Annotated in this window: 18 protein-coding genes and 9 tRNA genes; 5 read left to right on the top strand and 22 right to left on the bottom strand. The window is 45.2% G+C overall.

Annotated features, from left to right (window positions below; translation table 11 throughout):
• The 13 genes from R8N28_RS15815 to mutY all read right to left on the bottom strand — a co-directional run bounded on the left by R8N28_RS15815 (window position 1) and on the right by mutY (window position 5,797).
• A tRNA-Thr gene (locus tag R8N28_RS15815) sits at window positions 1-76 on the bottom strand.
• Window positions 77-128: 52 nt separating this feature from the next.
• A tRNA-Phe gene (locus R8N28_RS15810) sits at window positions 129-204 on the bottom strand.
• Between the two features lie 233 nt (window positions 205-437).
• Window positions 438-2,063: a methyl-accepting chemotaxis protein gene (locus R8N28_RS15805; protein ID WP_025768824.1), complete on the bottom strand. Its 1,626-nt coding sequence runs from the start codon at window positions 2,061-2,063 to the stop codon at window positions 438-440.
• Window positions 2,064-2,338: 275 nt separating this feature from the next.
• Window positions 2,339-2,414, bottom strand: a tRNA-Asn gene (locus tag R8N28_RS15800).
• A 45-nt stretch (window positions 2,415-2,459) separates the two neighbouring features.
• Window positions 2,460-2,535 (bottom strand) — tRNA-Phe (locus tag R8N28_RS15795).
• A 7-nt stretch (window positions 2,536-2,542) separates the two neighbouring features.
• Window positions 2,543-2,618: transfer RNA gene (locus R8N28_RS15790), tRNA-Thr, on the bottom strand.
• A gap of 71 nt (window positions 2,619-2,689) precedes the next feature.
• Window positions 2,690-2,765 (bottom strand) — tRNA-Asn (locus R8N28_RS15785).
• A gap of 45 nt (window positions 2,766-2,810) precedes the next feature.
• Window positions 2,811-2,886: transfer RNA gene (locus R8N28_RS15780), tRNA-Phe, on the bottom strand.
• Between the two features lie 7 nt (window positions 2,887-2,893).
• Window positions 2,894-2,969, bottom strand: a tRNA-Thr gene (locus tag R8N28_RS15775).
• A gap of 66 nt (window positions 2,970-3,035) precedes the next feature.
• A tRNA-Phe gene (locus R8N28_RS15770) sits at window positions 3,036-3,111 on the bottom strand.
• A 100-nt stretch (window positions 3,112-3,211) separates the two neighbouring features.
• Window positions 3,212-4,351, bottom strand: coding sequence for a membrane-bound lytic murein transglycosylase MltC (gene mltC / locus R8N28_RS15765; RefSeq protein WP_005381001.1), 1,140 nt, complete (start codon window positions 4,349-4,351; stop codon window positions 3,212-3,214).
• A 77-nt stretch (window positions 4,352-4,428) separates the two neighbouring features.
• Window positions 4,429-4,701, bottom strand: coding sequence for an oxidative damage protection protein (locus tag R8N28_RS15760; protein WP_005381002.1), 273 nt, complete (start codon window positions 4,699-4,701; stop codon window positions 4,429-4,431).
• A 19-nt stretch (window positions 4,702-4,720) separates the two neighbouring features.
• Entirely contained in the window at window positions 4,721-5,797 is a 1,077-nt protein-coding gene (mutY, locus tag R8N28_RS15755; RefSeq protein ID WP_017635575.1) for an A/G-specific adenine glycosylase, read from the bottom strand.
• Between the two features lie 203 nt (window positions 5,798-6,000).
• Between mutY and trmB the strand changes: the two genes are divergently transcribed.
• The 3 genes from trmB to glsB all read left to right on the top strand — a co-directional run bounded on the left by trmB (window position 6,001) and on the right by glsB (window position 8,785).
• Window positions 6,001-6,720 carry a tRNA (guanosine(46)-N7)-methyltransferase TrmB gene (gene trmB / locus R8N28_RS15750; protein WP_262635267.1) on the top strand — a complete coding sequence of 240 codons (720 nt, stop codon included), beginning with the start codon at window positions 6,001-6,003 and terminating at the stop codon, window positions 6,718-6,720.
• Window positions 6,721-6,737: 17 nt separating this feature from the next.
• Window positions 6,738-7,766 carry a TRM11 family SAM-dependent methyltransferase gene (locus R8N28_RS15745; RefSeq protein WP_065274864.1) on the top strand — a complete coding sequence of 343 codons (1,029 nt, stop codon included), beginning with the start codon at window positions 6,738-6,740 and terminating at the stop codon, window positions 7,764-7,766.
• Between the two features lie 98 nt (window positions 7,767-7,864).
• Window positions 7,865-8,785 carry a glutaminase B gene (glsB, locus tag R8N28_RS15740; protein WP_262635266.1) on the top strand — a complete coding sequence of 307 codons (921 nt, stop codon included), beginning with the start codon at window positions 7,865-7,867 and terminating at the stop codon, window positions 8,783-8,785.
• A 92-nt stretch (window positions 8,786-8,877) separates the two neighbouring features.
• Here the strand turns inward: glsB and hemW are convergent, their stop codons facing one another.
• The 7 genes from hemW to R8N28_RS15705 form a co-directional block, all read right to left on the bottom strand.
• On the bottom strand, window positions 8,878-10,056 hold the full coding sequence (hemW, locus tag R8N28_RS15735) for a radical SAM family heme chaperone HemW (protein WP_065274863.1): 1,179 nt from the start codon (window positions 10,054-10,056) through the stop codon (window positions 8,878-8,880).
• A gap of 18 nt (window positions 10,057-10,074) precedes the next feature.
• Complete coding sequence (locus R8N28_RS15730; RefSeq protein WP_005381009.1) at window positions 10,075-10,677, bottom strand: XTP/dITP diphosphatase; 603 nt, start codon at window positions 10,675-10,677, stop codon at window positions 10,075-10,077.
• Window positions 10,678-10,795: 118 nt separating this feature from the next.
• Window positions 10,796-11,227, bottom strand: coding sequence for a DUF4426 domain-containing protein (locus tag R8N28_RS15725; RefSeq protein WP_005381010.1), 432 nt, complete (start codon window positions 11,225-11,227; stop codon window positions 10,796-10,798).
• A gap of 128 nt (window positions 11,228-11,355) precedes the next feature.
• The gene (gene yggU, locus R8N28_RS15720; protein ID WP_065274862.1) at window positions 11,356-11,646 is read right to left on the bottom strand and encodes a DUF167 family protein YggU; all 291 of its coding nucleotides are present in this window, start codon (window positions 11,644-11,646) and stop codon (window positions 11,356-11,358) included.
• Complete coding sequence (locus R8N28_RS15715; RefSeq protein WP_005381012.1) at window positions 11,646-12,203, bottom strand: YggT family protein; 558 nt, start codon at window positions 12,201-12,203, stop codon at window positions 11,646-11,648. Before R8N28_RS15715 ends, yggU begins: the two co-directional genes overlap by 1 nt.
• Window positions 12,204-12,255: 52 nt before the next feature.
• Entirely contained in the window at window positions 12,256-13,074 is an 819-nt protein-coding gene (gene proC, locus R8N28_RS15710; protein ID WP_065274861.1) for a pyrroline-5-carboxylate reductase, read from the bottom strand.
• A gap of 159 nt (window positions 13,075-13,233) precedes the next feature.
• On the bottom strand, window positions 13,234-13,935 hold the full coding sequence (locus R8N28_RS15705; protein ID WP_064354309.1) for a YggS family pyridoxal phosphate-dependent enzyme: 702 nt from the start codon (window positions 13,933-13,935) through the stop codon (window positions 13,234-13,236).
• A gap of 28 nt (window positions 13,936-13,963) precedes the next feature.
• Here R8N28_RS15705 and R8N28_RS15700 point away from each other — a divergent pair, with 28 nt between their 5' ends.
• Together R8N28_RS15700 and R8N28_RS15695 are read left to right on the top strand one after the other, a co-directional pair.
• Window positions 13,964-15,004 (top strand): type IV pilus twitching motility protein PilT, encoded by a 1,041-nt coding sequence (locus tag R8N28_RS15700; protein WP_005381015.1) that lies wholly within the window; start codon window positions 13,964-13,966, stop codon window positions 15,002-15,004.
• Window positions 15,005-15,034: 30 nt separating this feature from the next.
• Window positions 15,035-16,141 (top strand): PilT/PilU family type 4a pilus ATPase, encoded by a 1,107-nt coding sequence (locus tag R8N28_RS15695; protein WP_005381016.1) that lies wholly within the window; start codon window positions 15,035-15,037, stop codon window positions 16,139-16,141.
• A gap of 61 nt (window positions 16,142-16,202) precedes the next feature.
• Here the strand turns inward: R8N28_RS15695 and ruvX are convergent, their stop codons facing one another.
• Window positions 16,203-16,628 carry a Holliday junction resolvase RuvX gene (gene ruvX, locus R8N28_RS15690; protein WP_005381017.1) on the bottom strand — a complete coding sequence of 142 codons (426 nt, stop codon included), beginning with the start codon at window positions 16,626-16,628 and terminating at the stop codon, window positions 16,203-16,205.
• 35 nt (window positions 16,629-16,663) lie between these two features.
• Window positions 16,664-17,227 carry a YqgE/AlgH family protein gene (locus tag R8N28_RS15685; RefSeq protein ID WP_005381020.1) on the bottom strand — a complete coding sequence of 188 codons (564 nt, stop codon included), beginning with the start codon at window positions 17,225-17,227 and terminating at the stop codon, window positions 16,664-16,666.
• Window positions 17,228-17,330 lie beyond the last annotated feature (103 nt).

Here is a 17,330-nt window from a genome sequence, read left to right as displayed (position 1 = left end):
TGGTGCCGACTACCGGAATCGAACTGGTGACCTACTGATTACAAGTCAGTTGCTCTACCTACTGAGCTAAGTCGGCACATTTTATTCTTTAACATTGTTCGTGCTAAGCACCAACAATTAATAAATTGTGGTGCCCGGAGGCGGAATCGAACCACCGACACGAGGATTTTCAATCCTCTGCTCTACCGACTGAGCTATCCGGGCGACGAGGTGTATTAAAAGGCTTTTCGGCTTTCAGGTCAACAATAAAATTAAAATAAAATATCGTTTGATGAATTTGTGCTCGGAGTGGGCTGTTTTTATGCGTTTTTAGCAGCAATGCGCCATGCTTTAAGCGATGTTTTAACATTGATAGTGTGTTCACTTGCAAAATAAAGGCGATAAAAACAAAAAAGCACGTCTGAAAACGTGCTTTTTATTGAACAATTGACTTTAAACTAGTGCTTTACTGAGAACTTGTTTACCCAACCTTCTAGCTCATTCGCTAGTGAAGCTAAACTTTGAGTACTTGATTGACTCTCGGTTACGACAGAGTTGAGTTGGCCTCCACTTTCCTCGATAAGGTTTATGCGTAGCGCAATATCATCGCTAACCTGCGTCTGCTCAGCGGCAGCAGTAGCGATCTGCTGGCTCATTGTGGTGATAGATTCTAACGCCGTTACAATTTGCTGTAGAGCTTCAGAGGCATTCTTAGACTCTGTAACAGTGCTTTCACTGGTTTCTGCACATATTTCCATTGTGTGAATGGCATTGCGAGAGCCTTCTTGCAGATTGGAGATCATATACTGAATCTCTTTTGTGCTGTCTTGTGTGCGTCCTGCTAGGTTGCGTACCTCATCAGCAACGACTGCGAAGCCTCGGCCTTGTTCTCCAGCACGTGCTGCTTCAATGGCTGCATTGAGTGCCAATAGGTTTGTTTGCTCTGCAATATCACCAATCACATCGAGCACTTTTACAATATTATTTACATCCTGATCTAGATCGGCGACCGCTTTACTCGCAGTATTTAATTGAGAAGCTAAACCTTGAATGTTTTCAACCGTGTTATGAATGAGTTTCTGAGTATGTTGGCTTTGTTTGTCTGCCTCGTCCGTATTGTTTGCGGTGTCGCTTGCTGAATTGGCAACATGGTTGGCTGAAGATGCCATTTCAGTCATCGCAGTGGCAATCATCGCCGTTGATTGCTGCTGAGATACGGTAAGATCGGCAATCGTATTTGATCGAGACTCTACGGCAAACAACTCTGCGCGCAGTGCATGCATAGACTTCTCTAGGTTTGTCACCATGGTAGCTAGTGATTGACTCATATCTTGCACGGCACGATAGATACTTCCTCTCGGTGCCACAGTATCAAAACTGGTCTGAATGTCTCCTTGAGCGACAGCTTGAACTGCTTTACGCACGTCGTTAGGCTCTCCACCAAGTAGATGAAGCATTTTGCGAATCGAAATGATCAGGCCACTTAGAATACTTCCCGCGATAATCAGACACAGCACAAGCTGCCATTGTGCTGTCGACCAAAAACGTGCGTTAACTTCATTAAAGCCAATACCTGTACCGACAACCCAGCCCCAGTGTGGTGTTTTTTCTGCTATCGAGTGTTTTTCTTCAATGCTGCCATCAGCTTGTTTTTGGCTCCAGGTATATTCAACGATCTGACCTGTTTTGTGCCCCAATACATCTAGAATGAGTTGGCCTACGCTATTACCACTGCCATCTCTAAAGTCATGGAAGCTGGTTCCGTGCAGTTGAGGGTCTAGTGGTGCGGCGATGAACATCATATTTTCATCTGCGACATAAACGTATTCGTTGTCTTTGTAGATATTGTTACGAAGTAGGCGAGTGGCTAATGCTTTCGCTTCGTCTTCCGGCATTTTGCCTTCGATAGCCATCTTTTCTACTTCGGTAAGTATGCTGTACGCACTTTTAAATAGCTCAGTAACTCGAGCTTTGTTATCAAGGTTACTTGCGACGCGAAGTGTCCATAAGCCCGTTGCGGTCAGAGCTAGGAGAGCTAGCAATATGATCGCAGATAATAAATAGGCTTGAGTTTTTAGTTTCATATTTAGCTCACAAATAAAGTGTTATCACTATGCAAGGCATAGCTAAAAGAAGAAATGTAATAACTCGGGCATCTTAGTGAAGATAAATATGCTCGGATACTAATGCGTATTGAAATTACGATGAGGATTAAATTTTTAGCGTGAAATAAGTGTTTTTGAAGAAAGGATTTAATGTTCGCTGATGTTTAGAAATGAAGTGCAGATAAATGGGAAAGTGAGAAATGACGTATAAAGCAGATACAAAAAAGCCGCATCAAGTGATGCGGCTTTAAAAGTGGCTCCTCCTGCTGGGCTCGAACCAGCGACCTGCGGATTAACAGTCCGTCGCTCTACCAACTGAGCTAAGGAGGAATTATTCTTTTTTGTGTCTTGCTTATGAAGCAAGTGCACCAGATATGGTGCCTCGAGGCGGAATCGAACCACCGACACGAGGATTTTCAATCCTCTGCTCTACCGACTGAGCTATCGAGGCAAAAGAATGGTGCCGACTACCGGAATCGAACTGGTGACCTACTGATTACAAGTCAGTTGCTCTACCTACTGAGCTAAGTCGGCACACTGTATTCTTTCTAGAAGAGATTATCTCTTCAGTTTTTAAAATCTCACTTAAGTAAGATTCTAGAAATTGGCTCCTCCTGCTGGGCTCGAACCAGCGACCTGCGGATTAACAGTCCGTCGCTCTACCAACTGAGCTAAGGAGGAACTATTCTTTTTTGTGTCTTGCTTATGAAGCAAGTGCACCAAATATGGTGCCTCGAGGCGGAATCGAACCACCGACACGAGGATTTTCAATCCTCTGCTCTACCGACTGAGCTATCGAGGCAAAAAAATGGTGCCGACTACCGGAATCGAACTGGTGACCTACTGATTACAAGTCAGTTGCTCTACCTACTGAGCTAAGTCGGCACACTTTATTCTTTGTGCTTTTGTCCGTGTTATAACATTTCGTTAAGACACCAACAAATCAAATTGTGGTGCCCGGAGGCGGAATCGAACCACCGACACGAGGATTTTCAATCCTCTGCTCTACCGACTGAGCTATCCGGGCAACGGAGCGCTATTAAACGGATTTTCCCGCGTTGCGTCAACCACTTTTTTTAAATAATTTCAAAAAAGTGGTTGTTCGAACGCTTTTTATTCAACTGTCACTACAAAGTTTGCTTCGAGTTAAATTCCTTTTTGAAATTTGTAACTTTTTCTAGGTAGCGACGCGCTTCTGCGTTCGGGTGTTTCTTGGTTAACGCCCAATAAACTTGGTTGGGTTGCAATGAATTAAGATCTTGCATTGCGCGTTTGCGATCACTGCGATGAAATGTGTTTAAAACTCCTCCAGTACCGCCATTGTAAGCTGAAATCATGCTGTACTCGAGAGAGGTAGGGTGGCGGACTTCTCTTAAATAACGATTTTTTAAGATATAGAAATACGCAGTACCGGTATCTATGTTGTTTTCTGGATTAAACAAATATTCAGGGCTTGGTTGGCCCGAGCGCTTTTTCACGAGTTTGAACACATCTCGTCCCGCTGTTTTAGGTACAACTTGCATTAGGCCATACGCATTTGCCCAACTTACCGCGTATGGGTTGAAACTGCTCTCGGTTTTAATAATGGCGTATATCAAGTCTTCTGGAATGTCGTATTTCTTGGAAGCTCGACGCACGATATCGGCGTATTGGTAGCTGCGAGTTGAAAAGTGGTCTTCAACCATGGGAATTTCGACGTAATACGCTTTCTTGAAATCTACATTTTTGGTTTTTATTTTATTTGCGATGAGGTATTCCGCAAATCGGTTTGCCCGCCAAGACCATTGAATTGGCTTATTGTCTTGGTCGACAACTTGTTTATACAGGAATGGTTGCCCCTCTAACGTGATACCTTTAGAGGAGAATAAGTCGACGTGCGCGGGATCGTCTGGTGTTAATAAGGTGGTGACAATCGCGTCTTTTAGGTGTTTTTGGGGCTCGGTCGGTGATACGGTCTCTATCGTGATCACGCCTTTGCGAAAGTCGACCTCGGCGCGGCTAAGGTAGTTATCGATGTACTTAACGTAATTACTCTTGCCAGCGTACTTGATTTCTTTTTTACCCCAGCGCTTTTGAATATTGCCTGAAAAGCTATTGATTAAGGCATCTAGCGCCGCAGTATCTTTTTCAAATTGTCCTGGTAGCTCAGCTAAGTTATTGGCAAAACGGTTTGTTGGCTCGTAGTTGACGTCATAAATCTTTTCGACGAATTCACGGCTACAGCCTGCCATTAAAAGTGCGGCAGCGATAAAGACAATTTTTTTCATAAGTATCAGAGTTATTGAAGGTAATAGAAAAATGACACCACAAATGGTTGTGATGTCATTGTTTAACTCAAGCGACTTTATTCGCTCGGCGGTGTGTAACCTTCGATATGAACGTCTTTTCCTTCAAAGAGGAAATTTACCATTTCTGTTTCGATCAGTTTGCGGTGTTCTGGATCCATCATGTTGAGTTTCTTCTCGTTGATCAACATGGTTTGTTTGTGTTGCCACTGAGCCCACGCTTCTTTCGAGATGTTGTCGAAAATGCGTTTACCTAGTTCACCAGGGTAAAGTTGAAAGTCTAGACCTTCGCCTTCTTTCTTTAGTCGAGCACAAAATACAGTGCGGCTCATAATGACTCCTTGTATTCAATTAACGAAGTTCGTGGGGTAGCGTTTCCAGCAATAGTTTTACTGGCGCGGCTAAACCGACTTCTTCAGGTTTAGATAAGTTATACCAAAGACCTTTGTTGCCTTCCATTATCACGTCCGGTTGCTTTGATAAATCAATCAAAATTGGCGTGATATCTAGGTGGTAATGGCTGAATGTATGACGAAAGGTAATCAGTGTTTGCTTCTGTTTGATATTGCTGGCTTGAATGCCGCGTTGATCCAGTAGCAATTCAATGTCGCTTTCTGCATCCACATGTTCGGTTTGTGGGAAGCAGAATAAGCCACCCCAAATGCCTGTTTGTGGTCTTTGCTCCAACCACACCTCATGACCATTTTCGGTGTTGTGGTGAAGCATCACGAAACGAGTTTGCTTGATTGGTTTATCTTTCTTCGGTTTTTTGCCCGGGTAGTCGAGCACATTACCTTGTTGTTTTGCCACACACAGGTCAGCAACAGGGCAGAGGCTACATTTGGGTTTGCTGCGAGTGCAGACCATTGCGCCCATGTCCATCATTGCCTGGTTATACTTATCTACATCCGTTTGTGGGGTATGCGTTTCGGCAATTTCCCACAGCTGGTTTTCAACCTTTTTTTGTCCTGGCCATCCTGCAACTGCGAAACAGCGGGATAGGGTGCGCTTCACGTTACCATCAAGAATCGCGTGTGGTTGTTTATACACAGACGATAAAATGGCGGCAGCAGTAGAGCGACCAATCCCCGGTAGGGCGTTCATTTTCTCTATATCAAGAGGAAACTCACCATTGTATGTAGAGGCGACCTCTTGTGCTGCTTTGTGAAGGTTACGGGCTCGGGCGTAATACCCTAAGCCAGTCCAAAGGTGTAGGACTTCATCTTGCTCAGCATTGGCAAGATCGATTACGGTTGGAAAGCGCTCCAAGAAACGTTGGTAATACGGAATAACCGTAGTGACCTGAGTTTGCTGAAGCATAATTTCAGACAACCAGACACTGTATGCGGTCTTATTTTGTTGCCACGGAAGATCTTTTCTTCCATATGCGTCATACCATTCTAGGATGGCACTGGCGAAAGGTGTCACGACTTGCTCTGTATTCTATTATTGGTTAGGTGCAAAATTGCACCACATAATGGGCAAGAAGTACAACGGATAAACAGTAGGGATATAAAGAGGTGTTTCGTTGCTTTTGGGTTGCCATAGACCAAGAGCTCAACAAATACTTGCACCTAAGTAAATTCTTTGGATAATCCCCGCTTTGATTAATCAATGTGCAGGCAAAATCAATGAGTGAAGTAACCACTAACGAATACAACGAAGACGGAAAGCTGATCCGCAAAATCCGCAGCTTTGTACGCCGTGAAGGGCGTTTGACTAAAGGTCAAGAGAGCGCGATGAATGAATGCTGGCCTACGATGGGTATTGACTTCAAAGCTGAACTTCTCGATTGGAAAGAGGTGTTTGGCAACGATAACCCAGTAGTGCTTGAGATCGGTTTTGGTATGGGTGCTTCATTGGTTGAAATGGCAAAGAACGCGCCAGAGAAAAACTTCATCGGTATCGAAGTTCATAGCCCAGGCGTTGGTGCTTGTCTTGCCGATGCTCGCGAAGCGGGAATTACTAACCTGCGTGTAATGTGTCACGATGCGGTAGAAGTATTCGAACACATGATCCCAAATGGCAGCTTATCGACACTGCAATTGTTCTTCCCAGACCCTTGGCATAAGAAGCGTCACCACAAGCGTCGTATTGTTCAATTAGGTTTTGCGGAAATGGTGCGTGAGAAGCTTATCCCTAATGAAGGTATTTTCCACATGGCGACCGACTGGGAAAACTACGCAGAGCACATGATTGAAGTGATGAACCAAGCGCCAGGTTTCGAAAACATTGCTAAAGATGGTGATTTCGTTCCTCGTCCAGACGATCGCCCGCTAACGAAGTTTGAAGCTCGTGGTCACCGTCTTGGTCACGGTGTTTGGGATATCGAATATAAGCGTATTGCGTAACCAGAGGAGTTCATGGGATGTACCATTACGCGATATTAGCGAATCCGGGTCATAACCGAATTTACTTTGATAGCGCAATGACCATTGCCTGTTCTGAGCTAAAAGCAATTTTAGCTTCACAAGGCGTGGATGTGACAGAAATTGGTAGTAAAGACGTTGGCTTACCTGCTGCGTTGGTGTTTTCTTGTCAGGAAGCGCTAACCGATGAGCAGGCGCGAAGAATCGCAGCCTCTTCGATTTACTATGCGCTATTTGAAGTGCGCGAAGATGGTTTACTTCGACCAGTTCAAGCGCCCGTATTTAACACTTTCCCGGAAAGTATGAGCCAGATTTTGCGCTACACCGGGAAAACAAACGAGCAGTTTACCCGTTTGATGGTGAATATCGGCATTAGTGCGTCCAATACGGGAAGTGAACAACTGACCTTAATGGATCCAATGTGTGGTAAAGGTACAACCTTATTTGAAGGCTTGATCCACGGTTTGAACGTGGTAGGGGTTGAGATCAACGCCAAGTGGGTGCAAGAGATCCAGACCTTTATTGTTAAGTTCATGAAGAATGGCCGCTTTAAGCACAAAGTGAGCAAAGAAAAGCGCACTGCGGGTGGCAAGAAAGTGGCGGATGGTTTCGTGGTTGAAGCTGCAGCAAATAAAGAAGATTACAACCAAGGCCATCTTCAGTTTATGAAGCTATATTCGGCTGATACTCGTATCGCTGATCAAGTCGTGAAAAAGAACTCAGTTGATGTGATGGTGTCTGACTTGCCTTATGGCGTGCAGCACGGCAGCAAAAATGCCAAGGACAGCAAACTGAACCGCAGTCCACTAGAGCTTTTAAAAGAGGCTCTGCCTGCATGGAAAGTGGTATTGAAAAAACAAGGTTCAGTGGTGTTGTCTTTCAATGAATTTACATTGAAATGGAAAGATGTCGCGGCATTATTTGAAGAGCAAGGTTGGAAGGTACTTTCAGAAGAGCCTTACATCGGTTATCTTCACCGTGTTGATCAATCTATCAACCGCAATATTATTGTGGCAGTAAAACCATAATCGACTTGAGTCGAACGAACCCTATGGAAAAGCCAACGACACGTTGGCTTTTTTTACCTCTGAGCTCAACGAGTTCTCTTGTAAATAGAAGGTAGAGAATGAAACCGACAGTGGAAATTTTGACAGATATTTTGGCGGAAGTACGCCCTTTAATCGGCCAAGGTAAAGTGGCTGATTACATTCCTGCTCTGGCAAAAGTACCCAGCAACAAGTTAGGTATTGCGGTATACACCAACGAAGGTGAGGTTATTAAGGCGGGTGATGCCGATGAACCTTTCTCTATCCAATCTATTTCAAAAGCATTGAGCTTGACGTTAGCGATGTGCTTGTACAAGCAAGAAGAAATTTGGTCTCGAGTGGGAAAAGAGCCTTCGGGGCAGGCATTTAATTCGCTAATCCAGCTAGAAATGGAGCAAGGTATTCCTCGTAATCCATTTATAAATGCTGGAGCGATAGTAGTGGCGGATTTGTTACAAACTCGCTTATCTGCGCCTCGTCAGCGCCTGTTGGAGTTTGTGCGTCAGCTTTCTGGTGATACCCATATTGTGTATGACAAAGTCGTTGCGGCATCCGAAATGATGCATGGTGATCGTAATGCGGCGATTGCATATCTCATGCATTCGTTTGGCAACTTCGAAAATGAAGTGATTCCAGTACTACAAAATTACTTCCACGCTTGTGCGCTGAAGATGAGTTGCGTCGATTTGGCTAAAACGTTTAGCTATTTAGCAAACAAGGGCACATCGGTACAAACGGGTAAGCCTGTAGTTTCTCCTGTGCAAACCAAACAACTTAATGCACTGTTAGCAACGTGTGGCTTGTATGATGGCGCGGGCGAGTTTGCTTATCGCGTTGGAATGCCTGGTAAGTCTGGTGTTGGTGGTGGCATTATCGCGGTAGTACCTGGTGAAATGACCATTTCAGTATGGTCTCCAGAGCTTGATCCTTCAGGTAACTCGCTTGCTGGTACTAAGGCGCTTGAGCTGCTCTCAGAGCGAATTGGCCGTTCAATTTTCTAAGGTTGGAAATGTGTCAACCTTATTTAGGACGGCACACAGTTTCTAAATAAAAAGCCTCTCAATTGAGAGGCTTTTTTTGTTTTGGGGTTGCGTTACTCTTCGCTTTCTTCGGCCATAAAGGCTTCGAGCAAATCATTAAGGAAGAGCTTCCCTTTTTCAGTAATTTGCCAGTGGGTAGGCGTTTCACTCAGGTAGCCCATTTCTATCGCCCAGTTGATGGTTTCTTGAATCGTACTAAGCGGTAAGCCCGTGGTGTCCACGTAATCTTGCTTCGGACAGGCTTCAATTAAGCGGAATCGGTTCATAAAGAACTCGAATGGACGATCTTCATCCGCGACGACATGTTCCGTATGCAGATAAGGTTTGACCATATTTTGATAAGCCGCTAAATAGCCTCGCGGGTGTTTTACCTTTGTCGTTCGAATAATACGTCCGTCGGTAAAACTGAGTTTGCCATGAGAGCCACAACCGATACCAAGGTAATCACCAAAGCGCCAGTAGTTGAGGTTGTGCTGACACTGATAGCCCGGCTTACTGTAACCGGAGATTTCATATTGCACATAACCCGCGGCTGCAAGTTTTTGGTGTCCGAGCTCGAAAATATCCCACAAGTCATCATCGTCAGGTAGCGTTGGTGGCTTGTAGTAGAACATGGTGTTTGGTTCGATGGTCAGCTGATACCAAGACAAGTGCGGCGGTGCCAACTCAATCGCTTTGTCCAAATCTGCCAAGGCTTGTTCGATGCTTTGATCAGGTAAGCCGTGCATGAGATCGAGGTTAAAGCTGTTCAAACCGATTTGGTGCGCCAGATGAGCAGCGTTGACGGCTTCGTCTTGGCCGTGAATACGCCCCAAACGCTCAAGCTTTTGTTGCTCAAAGCTTTGCACGCCGATAGAGATACGCGTTACCCCGGCTTTACGGTAGCCAACAAAACGCTCTGCTTCGATGGTGCCTGGGTTCGCTTCCATGGTTATTTCGATTTCAGGCTTGAACGGAATACGCGCTTCAATGCCCTTAAGTAGACGCTCGATGCCTTCTGCCGAAATCAAACTCGGCGTACCACCACCAATGAAGATTGAATGCAGTGGACGTGGCGCTTCGTTAAGTCGGTATTTCTCAATGTCGGTATCCAAATCTTCTAAAAGGGCACTGATGTACTCTTCTTCTGGAATCTCGGTTTTGAGCGCGTGAGAGTTAAAGTCGCAATACGGGCACTTTTGCACACACCAAGGGATGTGTACATACAAGCTGAGTGCTGGGGGCGTTAACATGGTCTAATTCGCTCGTGATTACTGAGACACTTGCTCAGACAGTTGAGCAAACAACGACTTGAGCGCTTTACCGCGGTGAGACAGTTGTTTCTTACGTGCAGGTTCAAGTTCGGCTGACGCACAGTTGTCTTCAGGAACAAAGAAGATTGGGTCGTAGCCAAAGCCATTTTCACCGTGTGCTTCAGTTAGAATTCGGCCTTCCCATTTACCGTGACAGACGATAGGCGTTGGGTCGTTCTCGTGACGCATGAGGACTAATACGCAGTGGAAACGTGCTGTACGCTCTGCTTCTGGTACGCCTTCCATTGCCGCTAGCAATTTTTCTAGATTCTCTTGATCAGATGCGCTCTCGCCTGCGTAACGTGCAGAGTAAATGCCCGGAGCGCCTTTTAAGAAATCGACTTCTAATCCAGAGTCGTCTGCAATGGCAGGAAGCCCTGTTTCTTGTGCGGCATGGCGAGCTTTAATGATTGCGTTTTCAATGAAAGTTGTACCCGTTTCAGCTACTTCCGATACATTGAATTCACTTTGCGCTAATACTTCAAAGCCGAAGTCAGACAATAAATCTGCCATTTCACGAACTTTGCCTTGGTTACCAGTTGCTAGCACAATTTTTTTCATGGGAATCTCTTTTAATAGTGATAGAGGAGAACAAATCGTTCTCCTCTAGATATTCTTTAACTAATAAGTGGTTTTTAGCCTGCTTAGATCCAAAAGCTTTTGGAACATCACAACCCAATTACTCTTCAACATAAAACTTCTGGGTGAATTTAAGCTTACCTGAGCCTTTGTTTCCAGCTTTTACGTCAATATCGAAAGTAAAAGTTTCTTCGTGGGTAATTGGCAGTTCGGCTAAATAGTATATCGCATTGCCTTCTTTGACTTCACGAAAGGTCAAGGTCTGAGTTTGGCCGATAAGGTTCTTCGCGCGTCCAGCAATTTTTGCTTCTAATGCTGGCTTACCCAATGAAGCTCTATCTAACACGCTAATATTAACCACAGCGAGGTATCCATTACGTTTGATATCGTAGCTACGTGCGACTTTGGGTGTTAGGAATGTTGAGTTAAACGCTACATAGTGTACTTCGATATCTTTCATATTTTTAAACTGATCGGCGAAGCTTGGTAACGACAACAGGCTAATCAGTAATGCGGTAATCCATTTGCTCATTGTTACTTCCTCAAAGCACTTGTTATAAAACAACCATAGCTGCAATTTTACCTTGGTCAGGGGGTAAAAAATGCGTACTCAGTCGTTGGTATTAGTAAGTGTGGTACAAAATCGTAAATAAAAAGCCATCATAAGATGGCTTTAATTTCTGTCGGTATCTGGGTAGGCGATTCTATCCGAATTTGTTTGTGCCGTCCTAATTCACCTTTTTCTATGTTAACCAAGCCCTTAGCGATTTTAAACTGCTTGGCTAAGAACTTAGTTAGGTGTGCATTAGCTTTGCCATCGACAGGTGGAGCAGTAATGGCGATTTTTAGCTCTTCACCATGCAAGCCAACGATTTTATCGCGGCTAGCTTTAGGTTGAATATAGAGCTTCAGGATGATGTCCTCACCATCTTGCCAAACTGCAGCTGACATTATAGCTGGAACCAAATTGGACCAATGATATCGCCCATTAAGAAGTTCGCGAACTGCAAGCCGATAAATAACACCAGTACGCTTAAATCAAGACCACCAATAGCCGGAAGAATACGACGGATTGGAGCGCACATTGGCTCGGTCAGTTGATGGAATACGTACTCGATAGGGCTGCGGCCTTGGCTTACCCAGCTCAAAATTGCACGGATCAATAGTACCCAGAACAATAGGCCACCTGCGGCTTTGATTAATGATAATAAGCCCAAGAATAAGAAGTCAGCGCTGAAAGAGACGGAACCGTTCGAAGCTATTAGGATAAGCACGACAAATTTAAGCACACACAACACGTAGGCAAACAACACGGTTGCTAGGTCAATATTCCCCACGGAAGGGATAACGCGGCGCAATGGACCAATGACCGGCTGAGTCGCTTTTACTATAAATTGCGAGAATGGGTTGTAGAAGTCTGCGCGCGCAGCTTGCAACCAAATTCGCAAAATTACGACCATGATGTACAGGTCAAATAGGGTTGAGATGAGAAAACTCATTGAATTCATAAGGTACCCTTAACAAGTGATGGATGATACTAAACGGAGTTCATCCAAATAATTAAAACAGTTTTTCCATTTCTTCCGCGCGAGCCACAGCAGCTTGCATGGCTTTAGCGACAATATCTGAAAGTTGATGTTCGTTGAATGTACGCAGTGCTTCTGCCGTTGTCCCACCTTTCGAAGTTACGTTCTCACGCAGGGTCGATAGCTCAGTTTCTGGGTTGCTAACCACCATACTGGCCGCGCCCAGTGCAGCTTGCTGAACCAATAGTCGAGCGGTCTCTTTATCAAAGCCTTGCGCAATCGCTTCTGCTTGCATCGCTTCCATAAACAGGAAGAAGTATGCTGGAGCACTGCCCGCTGCGGCAATCACATTATTGATGCCAGACTCTTGCTCAACCCAACATACTTTACCGACCGCTTCCATTAACTCTGCGGCAAAAGCTTTGTCGTGCTCGGTTACATGAGTTGGTGCGAACAACCCACTCATACCCAACCCAAGTTGTGATGGCGTATTTGGCATAACACGAACCAAGTTCAATTTGGTGGCTAGCATATCATCCAATCGTGAACAGTTGATGCCTGCGGCAATAGAAATCACCAGTTTATTAGTGAAATCGATCGATTGCAGTGGTTTACAGACATCCGCCATCATTTGCGGTTTTACAGACAATACCACCACATCCGCCTCGGTCGCAGCTTGGATGTTATAGCTGGTGGTACGGATGCCAAAATCTTGTTCTAGCAGAAGGCGGCGAGCCTCTGAAGGAGCCGTCGCGGTAATGTTTTGCGCTGGGTATCCGTTAGCAACCAAGCCGGAAACAATGGCTCTCACCATGTTGCCAGCACCAATGAAGGCGATTTTTTTATGTTCCATTAGTCTGATTTCCATCATGATATTTAGAATTTGTTGTGCGCTCAGGTGTATAATGGCGCCGCTGTTACTTACTGCTCCTATTGGCGAGTAAGATGATTGCGCATTTACGCTCTAACGATTGACGACATAACTTATGTCGCGAGTGAGCGTTTTGTTGATTTAGCTGTAGTCTCGTGCGCCGAAAATAGCGGTTCCAATACGAACCATTGTACTACCAGCTTCGATTGCAGCGGTCATATCACCACTCATTCCCATTGATAATGTATCGATTTCTGGGAACTGTGCTTCGAGTGTTTGCTTCAACGTAGCCAACTTCTGAAATTCATGGAGTTGTGATTCGTAGTCAGACACGTTGGCAGGAATCGACATCAACCCTCTTAAAGTGAGGTTGGGTAGGCGAGAAATCAACTCCGCCAGCTCGAATACTTCCGCTTCAGTGACACCAGACTTAGATGCCTCACCACTGGTGTTAACCTGAATCAGAACTTGTAGCGGTTTAAGTTCGCTTGGACGCTGATCATTCAGGCGTTGAGCAATCTTGGTTCGATCGATGGTGTGAACCCAATCGAAATGTTCGGCAACAAGTCGCGATTTATTCGACTGAATCGGGCCAATGAAGTGCCATTCGATTCGATTATCTGGATAATGCTCGGCAAAGTGCTGAACTTTACTGACGCCCTCTTGGACGTAGTTTTCACCAAAGGCGGTTTGTCCCGCTCGGTAGGCTTCGAGAATTGCCTCGACAGGTTTAGTTTTGCTTACCGCTAGAAGTTGCACTGACTCTGGAGTTCGACCACATTTTTGCTCGTCATATCGAATTTGAGAGGTGATATGTTCAATATTTTGTTGAATACTACTCATAGCTGTACTTTAGACTTAAGGATTTTAAATGGATATCACTGAGTTACTGGATTTTAGTGTAAAACATAATGCCTCGGATCTACATCTTTCTGCAGGTGTCCCACCAATGGTTCGTATTGATGGGGATGTGAGAAAACTAGGTATTCCAGCGTTTACACACCAAGAAGTGCATCGTTTGGTTTTCGAAATCATGAACGATGCCCAACGCAGTGAGTTCGAAGAAAAACTCGAAGTCGATTTCTCTTTTGAGTTGCATAACGTTGGCCGTTTCCGTGTCAACGCCTTCAACCAATCTCGCGGTTGTGCGGCAGTATTCCGTACCATTCCAAGTAGCATTCCAACTCTGGAAGAGCTAGAAGCGCCAGAGATCTTCAAAAAAATTGCGAACGCTGAAAAAGGCTTAGTTCTGGTCACTGGCCCAACAGGTTCAGGTAAATCGACGACCTTAGCAGCCATTGTTGACTACATTAACCGTAATCACAACAAGCACGTACTCACAATTGAAGATCCGATTGAATTTGTTCACAACAACAATAAATGTTTGATCAACCAGCGTGAAGTTCACCGTGACACCCATAGTTTCCAAAATGCTTTGCGTAGTGCATTGCGCGAAGACCCGGATGTGATTCTAGTCGGTGAGATGCGTGATAAAGAAACCATCAGCCTTGCCTTAACGGCGGCAGAAACGGGTCACTTAGTTTTCGGGACGTTGCATACCAGCTCGGCGGCAAAAACTATTGACCGTATTATCGATGTTTTTCCTGGTAGTGATAAAGATATGGTCCGCTCGATGCTATCTGAGTCTCTTCGTTCGGTTATCGCGCAAAAGCTTCTGAAGCGTAATGGTGGTGGCCGTATTGCATGCCATGAAATTATGATGGCAACGCCTGCGATTCGTAATTTGATCCGCGAAGACAAAGTCGCGCAGATGTATTCGATCATTCAAACAGGTGCGGCTCACGGCATGCAAACCATGGAGCAAAATGCTCGTCAGTTAATGGCGCAAGGCATGGTTGCTCGTGAAGAGGTCGATAGTAAGATCGGATTAGAAGTGCAGCAATTCTCGTAACGTTCATACAGATAATGGTGAATACGGAAGATGGATCTAGATAAATTTCTCGAAGGCATGTTGGCGCTGAAAGCGTCGGATCTTTACATCACGGTTGGAGCGCCAATTCTATTTCGTGTGGATGGCGAATTGCGTCCGCAAGGGGAAAAACTTACCGAGAGCGATGTGGCTGCATTACTCGACAGCGCTATGGAACCAGATCGGCGTCAGGAATTTCGTAAAAGTCGCGAGTCAAATTTTGCCATTGTGAGAGATTGTGGCCGCTTCCGTGTGAGTGCCTTTTTTCAACGCGAGTTACCAGGCGCAGTGATTCGTCGTATTGAAACCAATATTCCTACTTTTGAGCAGTTAAAGTTACCGTTAGTGTTGCAAGATTTGGCAATAGCTAAGCGTGGTTTGGTGCTGGTGGTCGGTGCTACTGGATCGGGTAAATCGACCACCATGGCGGCGATGACAGGCTATCGAAACAGCAATAAAACCGGGCATATTTTGACGGTCGAAGATCCGATCGAATTCGTGCATGAACACAAGCGCTGTATCGTGACTCAACGCGAAGTTGGGTTAGATACGGAAAGCTATGAAGTTGCGCTTAAAAACTCGCTGCGCCAAGCACCAGATATGATTTTGATTGGTGAGATCCGTAGCCGTGAAACAATGGAATACGCGATGACCTTCGCCGAAACGGGTCACCTGTGTATGGCAACGTTGCACGCCAACAATGCAAACCAAGCTTTAGAGCGCATTCTTCACTTGGTACCGAAAGATCAAAAAGAACAATTCTTGTTCGATTTGTCGATGAACCTAAAAGGCGTGGTTGGTCAGCAGTTGATCCGAGATAAAAATGGGCAGGGACGTCATGGTGTATTTGAGATCTTGCTAAATAGCCCACGTGTGTCGGATTTGATTCGTCGCGGAGATTTACATGAGTTGAAGTCAACCATGGCTCGCTCAAATGAGTTTGGTATGCTGACGTTCGATCAATCTCTCTATAAGTTAGTGATGCAAGGTAAGATCAGCGAAGAGGATGCACTACATAGTGCCGACTCGGCAAATGATCTGCGCTTGATGTTGAAAACGCAGCGTGGTGAAGCATTCTCTACGGGCAGTTTGGCGAACGTTAAGATCGATATGGATTAATCCAATCCAGAAACAAAAAAGGTTGGCAGGAGCCAACCTTTTTTCATTGTGCTTGAAGTGTTTACTCACCCCAAAGGGCTTCAAACCAGCTTTCTAGAATCACCACTGCTGACTGGCAGTCAACATTACCTTTCGATAGGGCTTTGTAGCCGCCCATGCTGAACAACTCCGCACGAGCTTCTGCAGTAGATAAACGCTCATCATGCAGTTCAACAGGCAATCCGTATCGGCCTTGCAGACGCTTAGCAAATTTTCGTGCACGAGGGGTTATGGTCTCAAGGTCTTTACCATGCAGATCGGTCGGTAAACCGACCACTAGCAAATCTGGTTGCCACTCTTTGATTTGCTTTTCGATATCGTCCCAGTTTGGAATACCGTCATTGGCTTTAAAGGCTTTTAATGGGGAAGCTGTACCAGTAATTTCTTGGCCAATAGCGCTACCAATGCTTTTGGTTCCAAAGTCAAAAGCCATAATTGTGCGTGACATAAGGTGTCTCTATCTAATGTAACTGTATATTTGGACTAAGCATGTCCAGAGTCTGCTGAAAGGTGACTTGGGTCGATGCCCAGCTTTTCGACCGCTTTCTTCCAACGCTCGTTGATTGGTGTATTAAAGATAATTTCAGGCGTCGCTTCAATGGTGAGCCAAGAGTTTTCGACCAGCTCACTTTCTAATTGGCCTGCACTCCAACCGGAGTAGCCAAGTGCCACTAGGTAATCACTTGGTTCTGCTTCTGTTCCTAACACCGAAAGAATATCTCGCGAAGTGGTTACCGCGAGGTCGTCGGTCATTTGGACGCTGGACTCGTAGTAATCTTTGGGTTTATGCAAAATAAAACCACGATCTTCCGAGATTGGGCCGCCATTGTAGACTGGTCTATCTAGACTGGCTTCAAATAGGCGCGGGTGTACTGGCTGAACTTCCACCTGCTTGAGCATGTTGCCGACGGTGATATCAACAGGAGCATTGATCATCAGCCCCATAGCGCCGTCTTCGTTGTGCTCACAAACGTAGATCACGCTGTTTTGAAAGTACGGATCTTTCATCCCAGGCATGGCAACCAAAAAGTGATTTGTGAGATTCATACTCATACTGACCCTTAACTCTCGTAAATGCCCTTAAGCAAACATCATACAATTTACCATCTAGGTATGTGCATGAGTTTGCTTAAGTTAATGTACTACGCTC

The organism is Vibrio sp. Vb1554 (genome assembly GCF_033344235.1).
Note: the sequence above shows the minus strand (reverse complement) of the source record. Positions and strands in the feature narration are given on the sequence as shown.

Excerpts from the sequence above, each read along its gene's own strand:
- R8N28_RS15805 (WP_025768824.1), bottom strand. The coding sequence starts at position 2,063 with ATGAAACTAAAAACTCAAGCCTATTTATTATCTGCGATCATATTGCTA.
- mltC (WP_005381001.1), bottom strand. The coding sequence starts at position 4,351 with ATGAAAAAAATTGTCTTTATCGCTGCCGCACTTTTAATGGCAGGCTGT.
- R8N28_RS15760 (WP_005381002.1), bottom strand. The coding sequence starts at position 4,701 with ATGAGCCGCACTGTATTTTGTGCTCGACTAAAGAAAGAAGGCGAAGGT.
- trmB (WP_262635267.1), top strand. The coding sequence starts at position 6,001 with ATGAGTGAAGTAACCACTAACGAATACAACGAAGACGGAAAGCTGATC.
- R8N28_RS15745 (WP_065274864.1), top strand. The coding sequence starts at position 6,738 with ATGTACCATTACGCGATATTAGCGAATCCGGGTCATAACCGAATTTAC.
- glsB (WP_262635266.1), top strand. The coding sequence starts at position 7,865 with ATGAAACCGACAGTGGAAATTTTGACAGATATTTTGGCGGAAGTACGC.
- hemW (WP_065274863.1), bottom strand. The coding sequence starts at position 10,056 with ATGTTAACGCCCCCAGCACTCAGCTTGTATGTACACATCCCTTGGTGT.
- R8N28_RS15730 (WP_005381009.1), bottom strand. The coding sequence starts at position 10,677 with ATGAAAAAAATTGTGCTAGCAACTGGTAACCAAGGCAAAGTTCGTGAA.
- R8N28_RS15725 (WP_005381010.1), bottom strand. The coding sequence starts at position 11,227 with ATGAGCAAATGGATTACCGCATTACTGATTAGCCTGTTGTCGTTACCA.
- yggU (WP_065274862.1), bottom strand. The coding sequence starts at position 11,646 with ATGTCAGCTGCAGTTTGGCAAGATGGTGAGGACATCATCCTGAAGCTC.
- R8N28_RS15715 (WP_005381012.1), bottom strand. The coding sequence starts at position 12,203 with ATGAATTCAATGAGTTTTCTCATCTCAACCCTATTTGACCTGTACATC.
- proC (WP_065274861.1), bottom strand. The coding sequence starts at position 13,074 with ATGGAACATAAAAAAATCGCCTTCATTGGTGCTGGCAACATGGTGAGA.
- R8N28_RS15705 (WP_064354309.1), bottom strand. The coding sequence starts at position 13,935 with ATGAGTAGTATTCAACAAAATATTGAACATATCACCTCTCAAATTCGA.
- R8N28_RS15700 (WP_005381015.1), top strand. The coding sequence starts at position 13,964 with ATGGATATCACTGAGTTACTGGATTTTAGTGTAAAACATAATGCCTCG.
- R8N28_RS15695 (WP_005381016.1), top strand. The coding sequence starts at position 15,035 with ATGGATCTAGATAAATTTCTCGAAGGCATGTTGGCGCTGAAAGCGTCG.
- ruvX (WP_005381017.1), bottom strand. The coding sequence starts at position 16,628 with ATGTCACGCACAATTATGGCTTTTGACTTTGGAACCAAAAGCATTGGT.
- R8N28_RS15685 (WP_005381020.1), bottom strand. The coding sequence starts at position 17,227 with ATGAATCTCACAAATCACTTTTTGGTTGCCATGCCTGGGATGAAAGAT.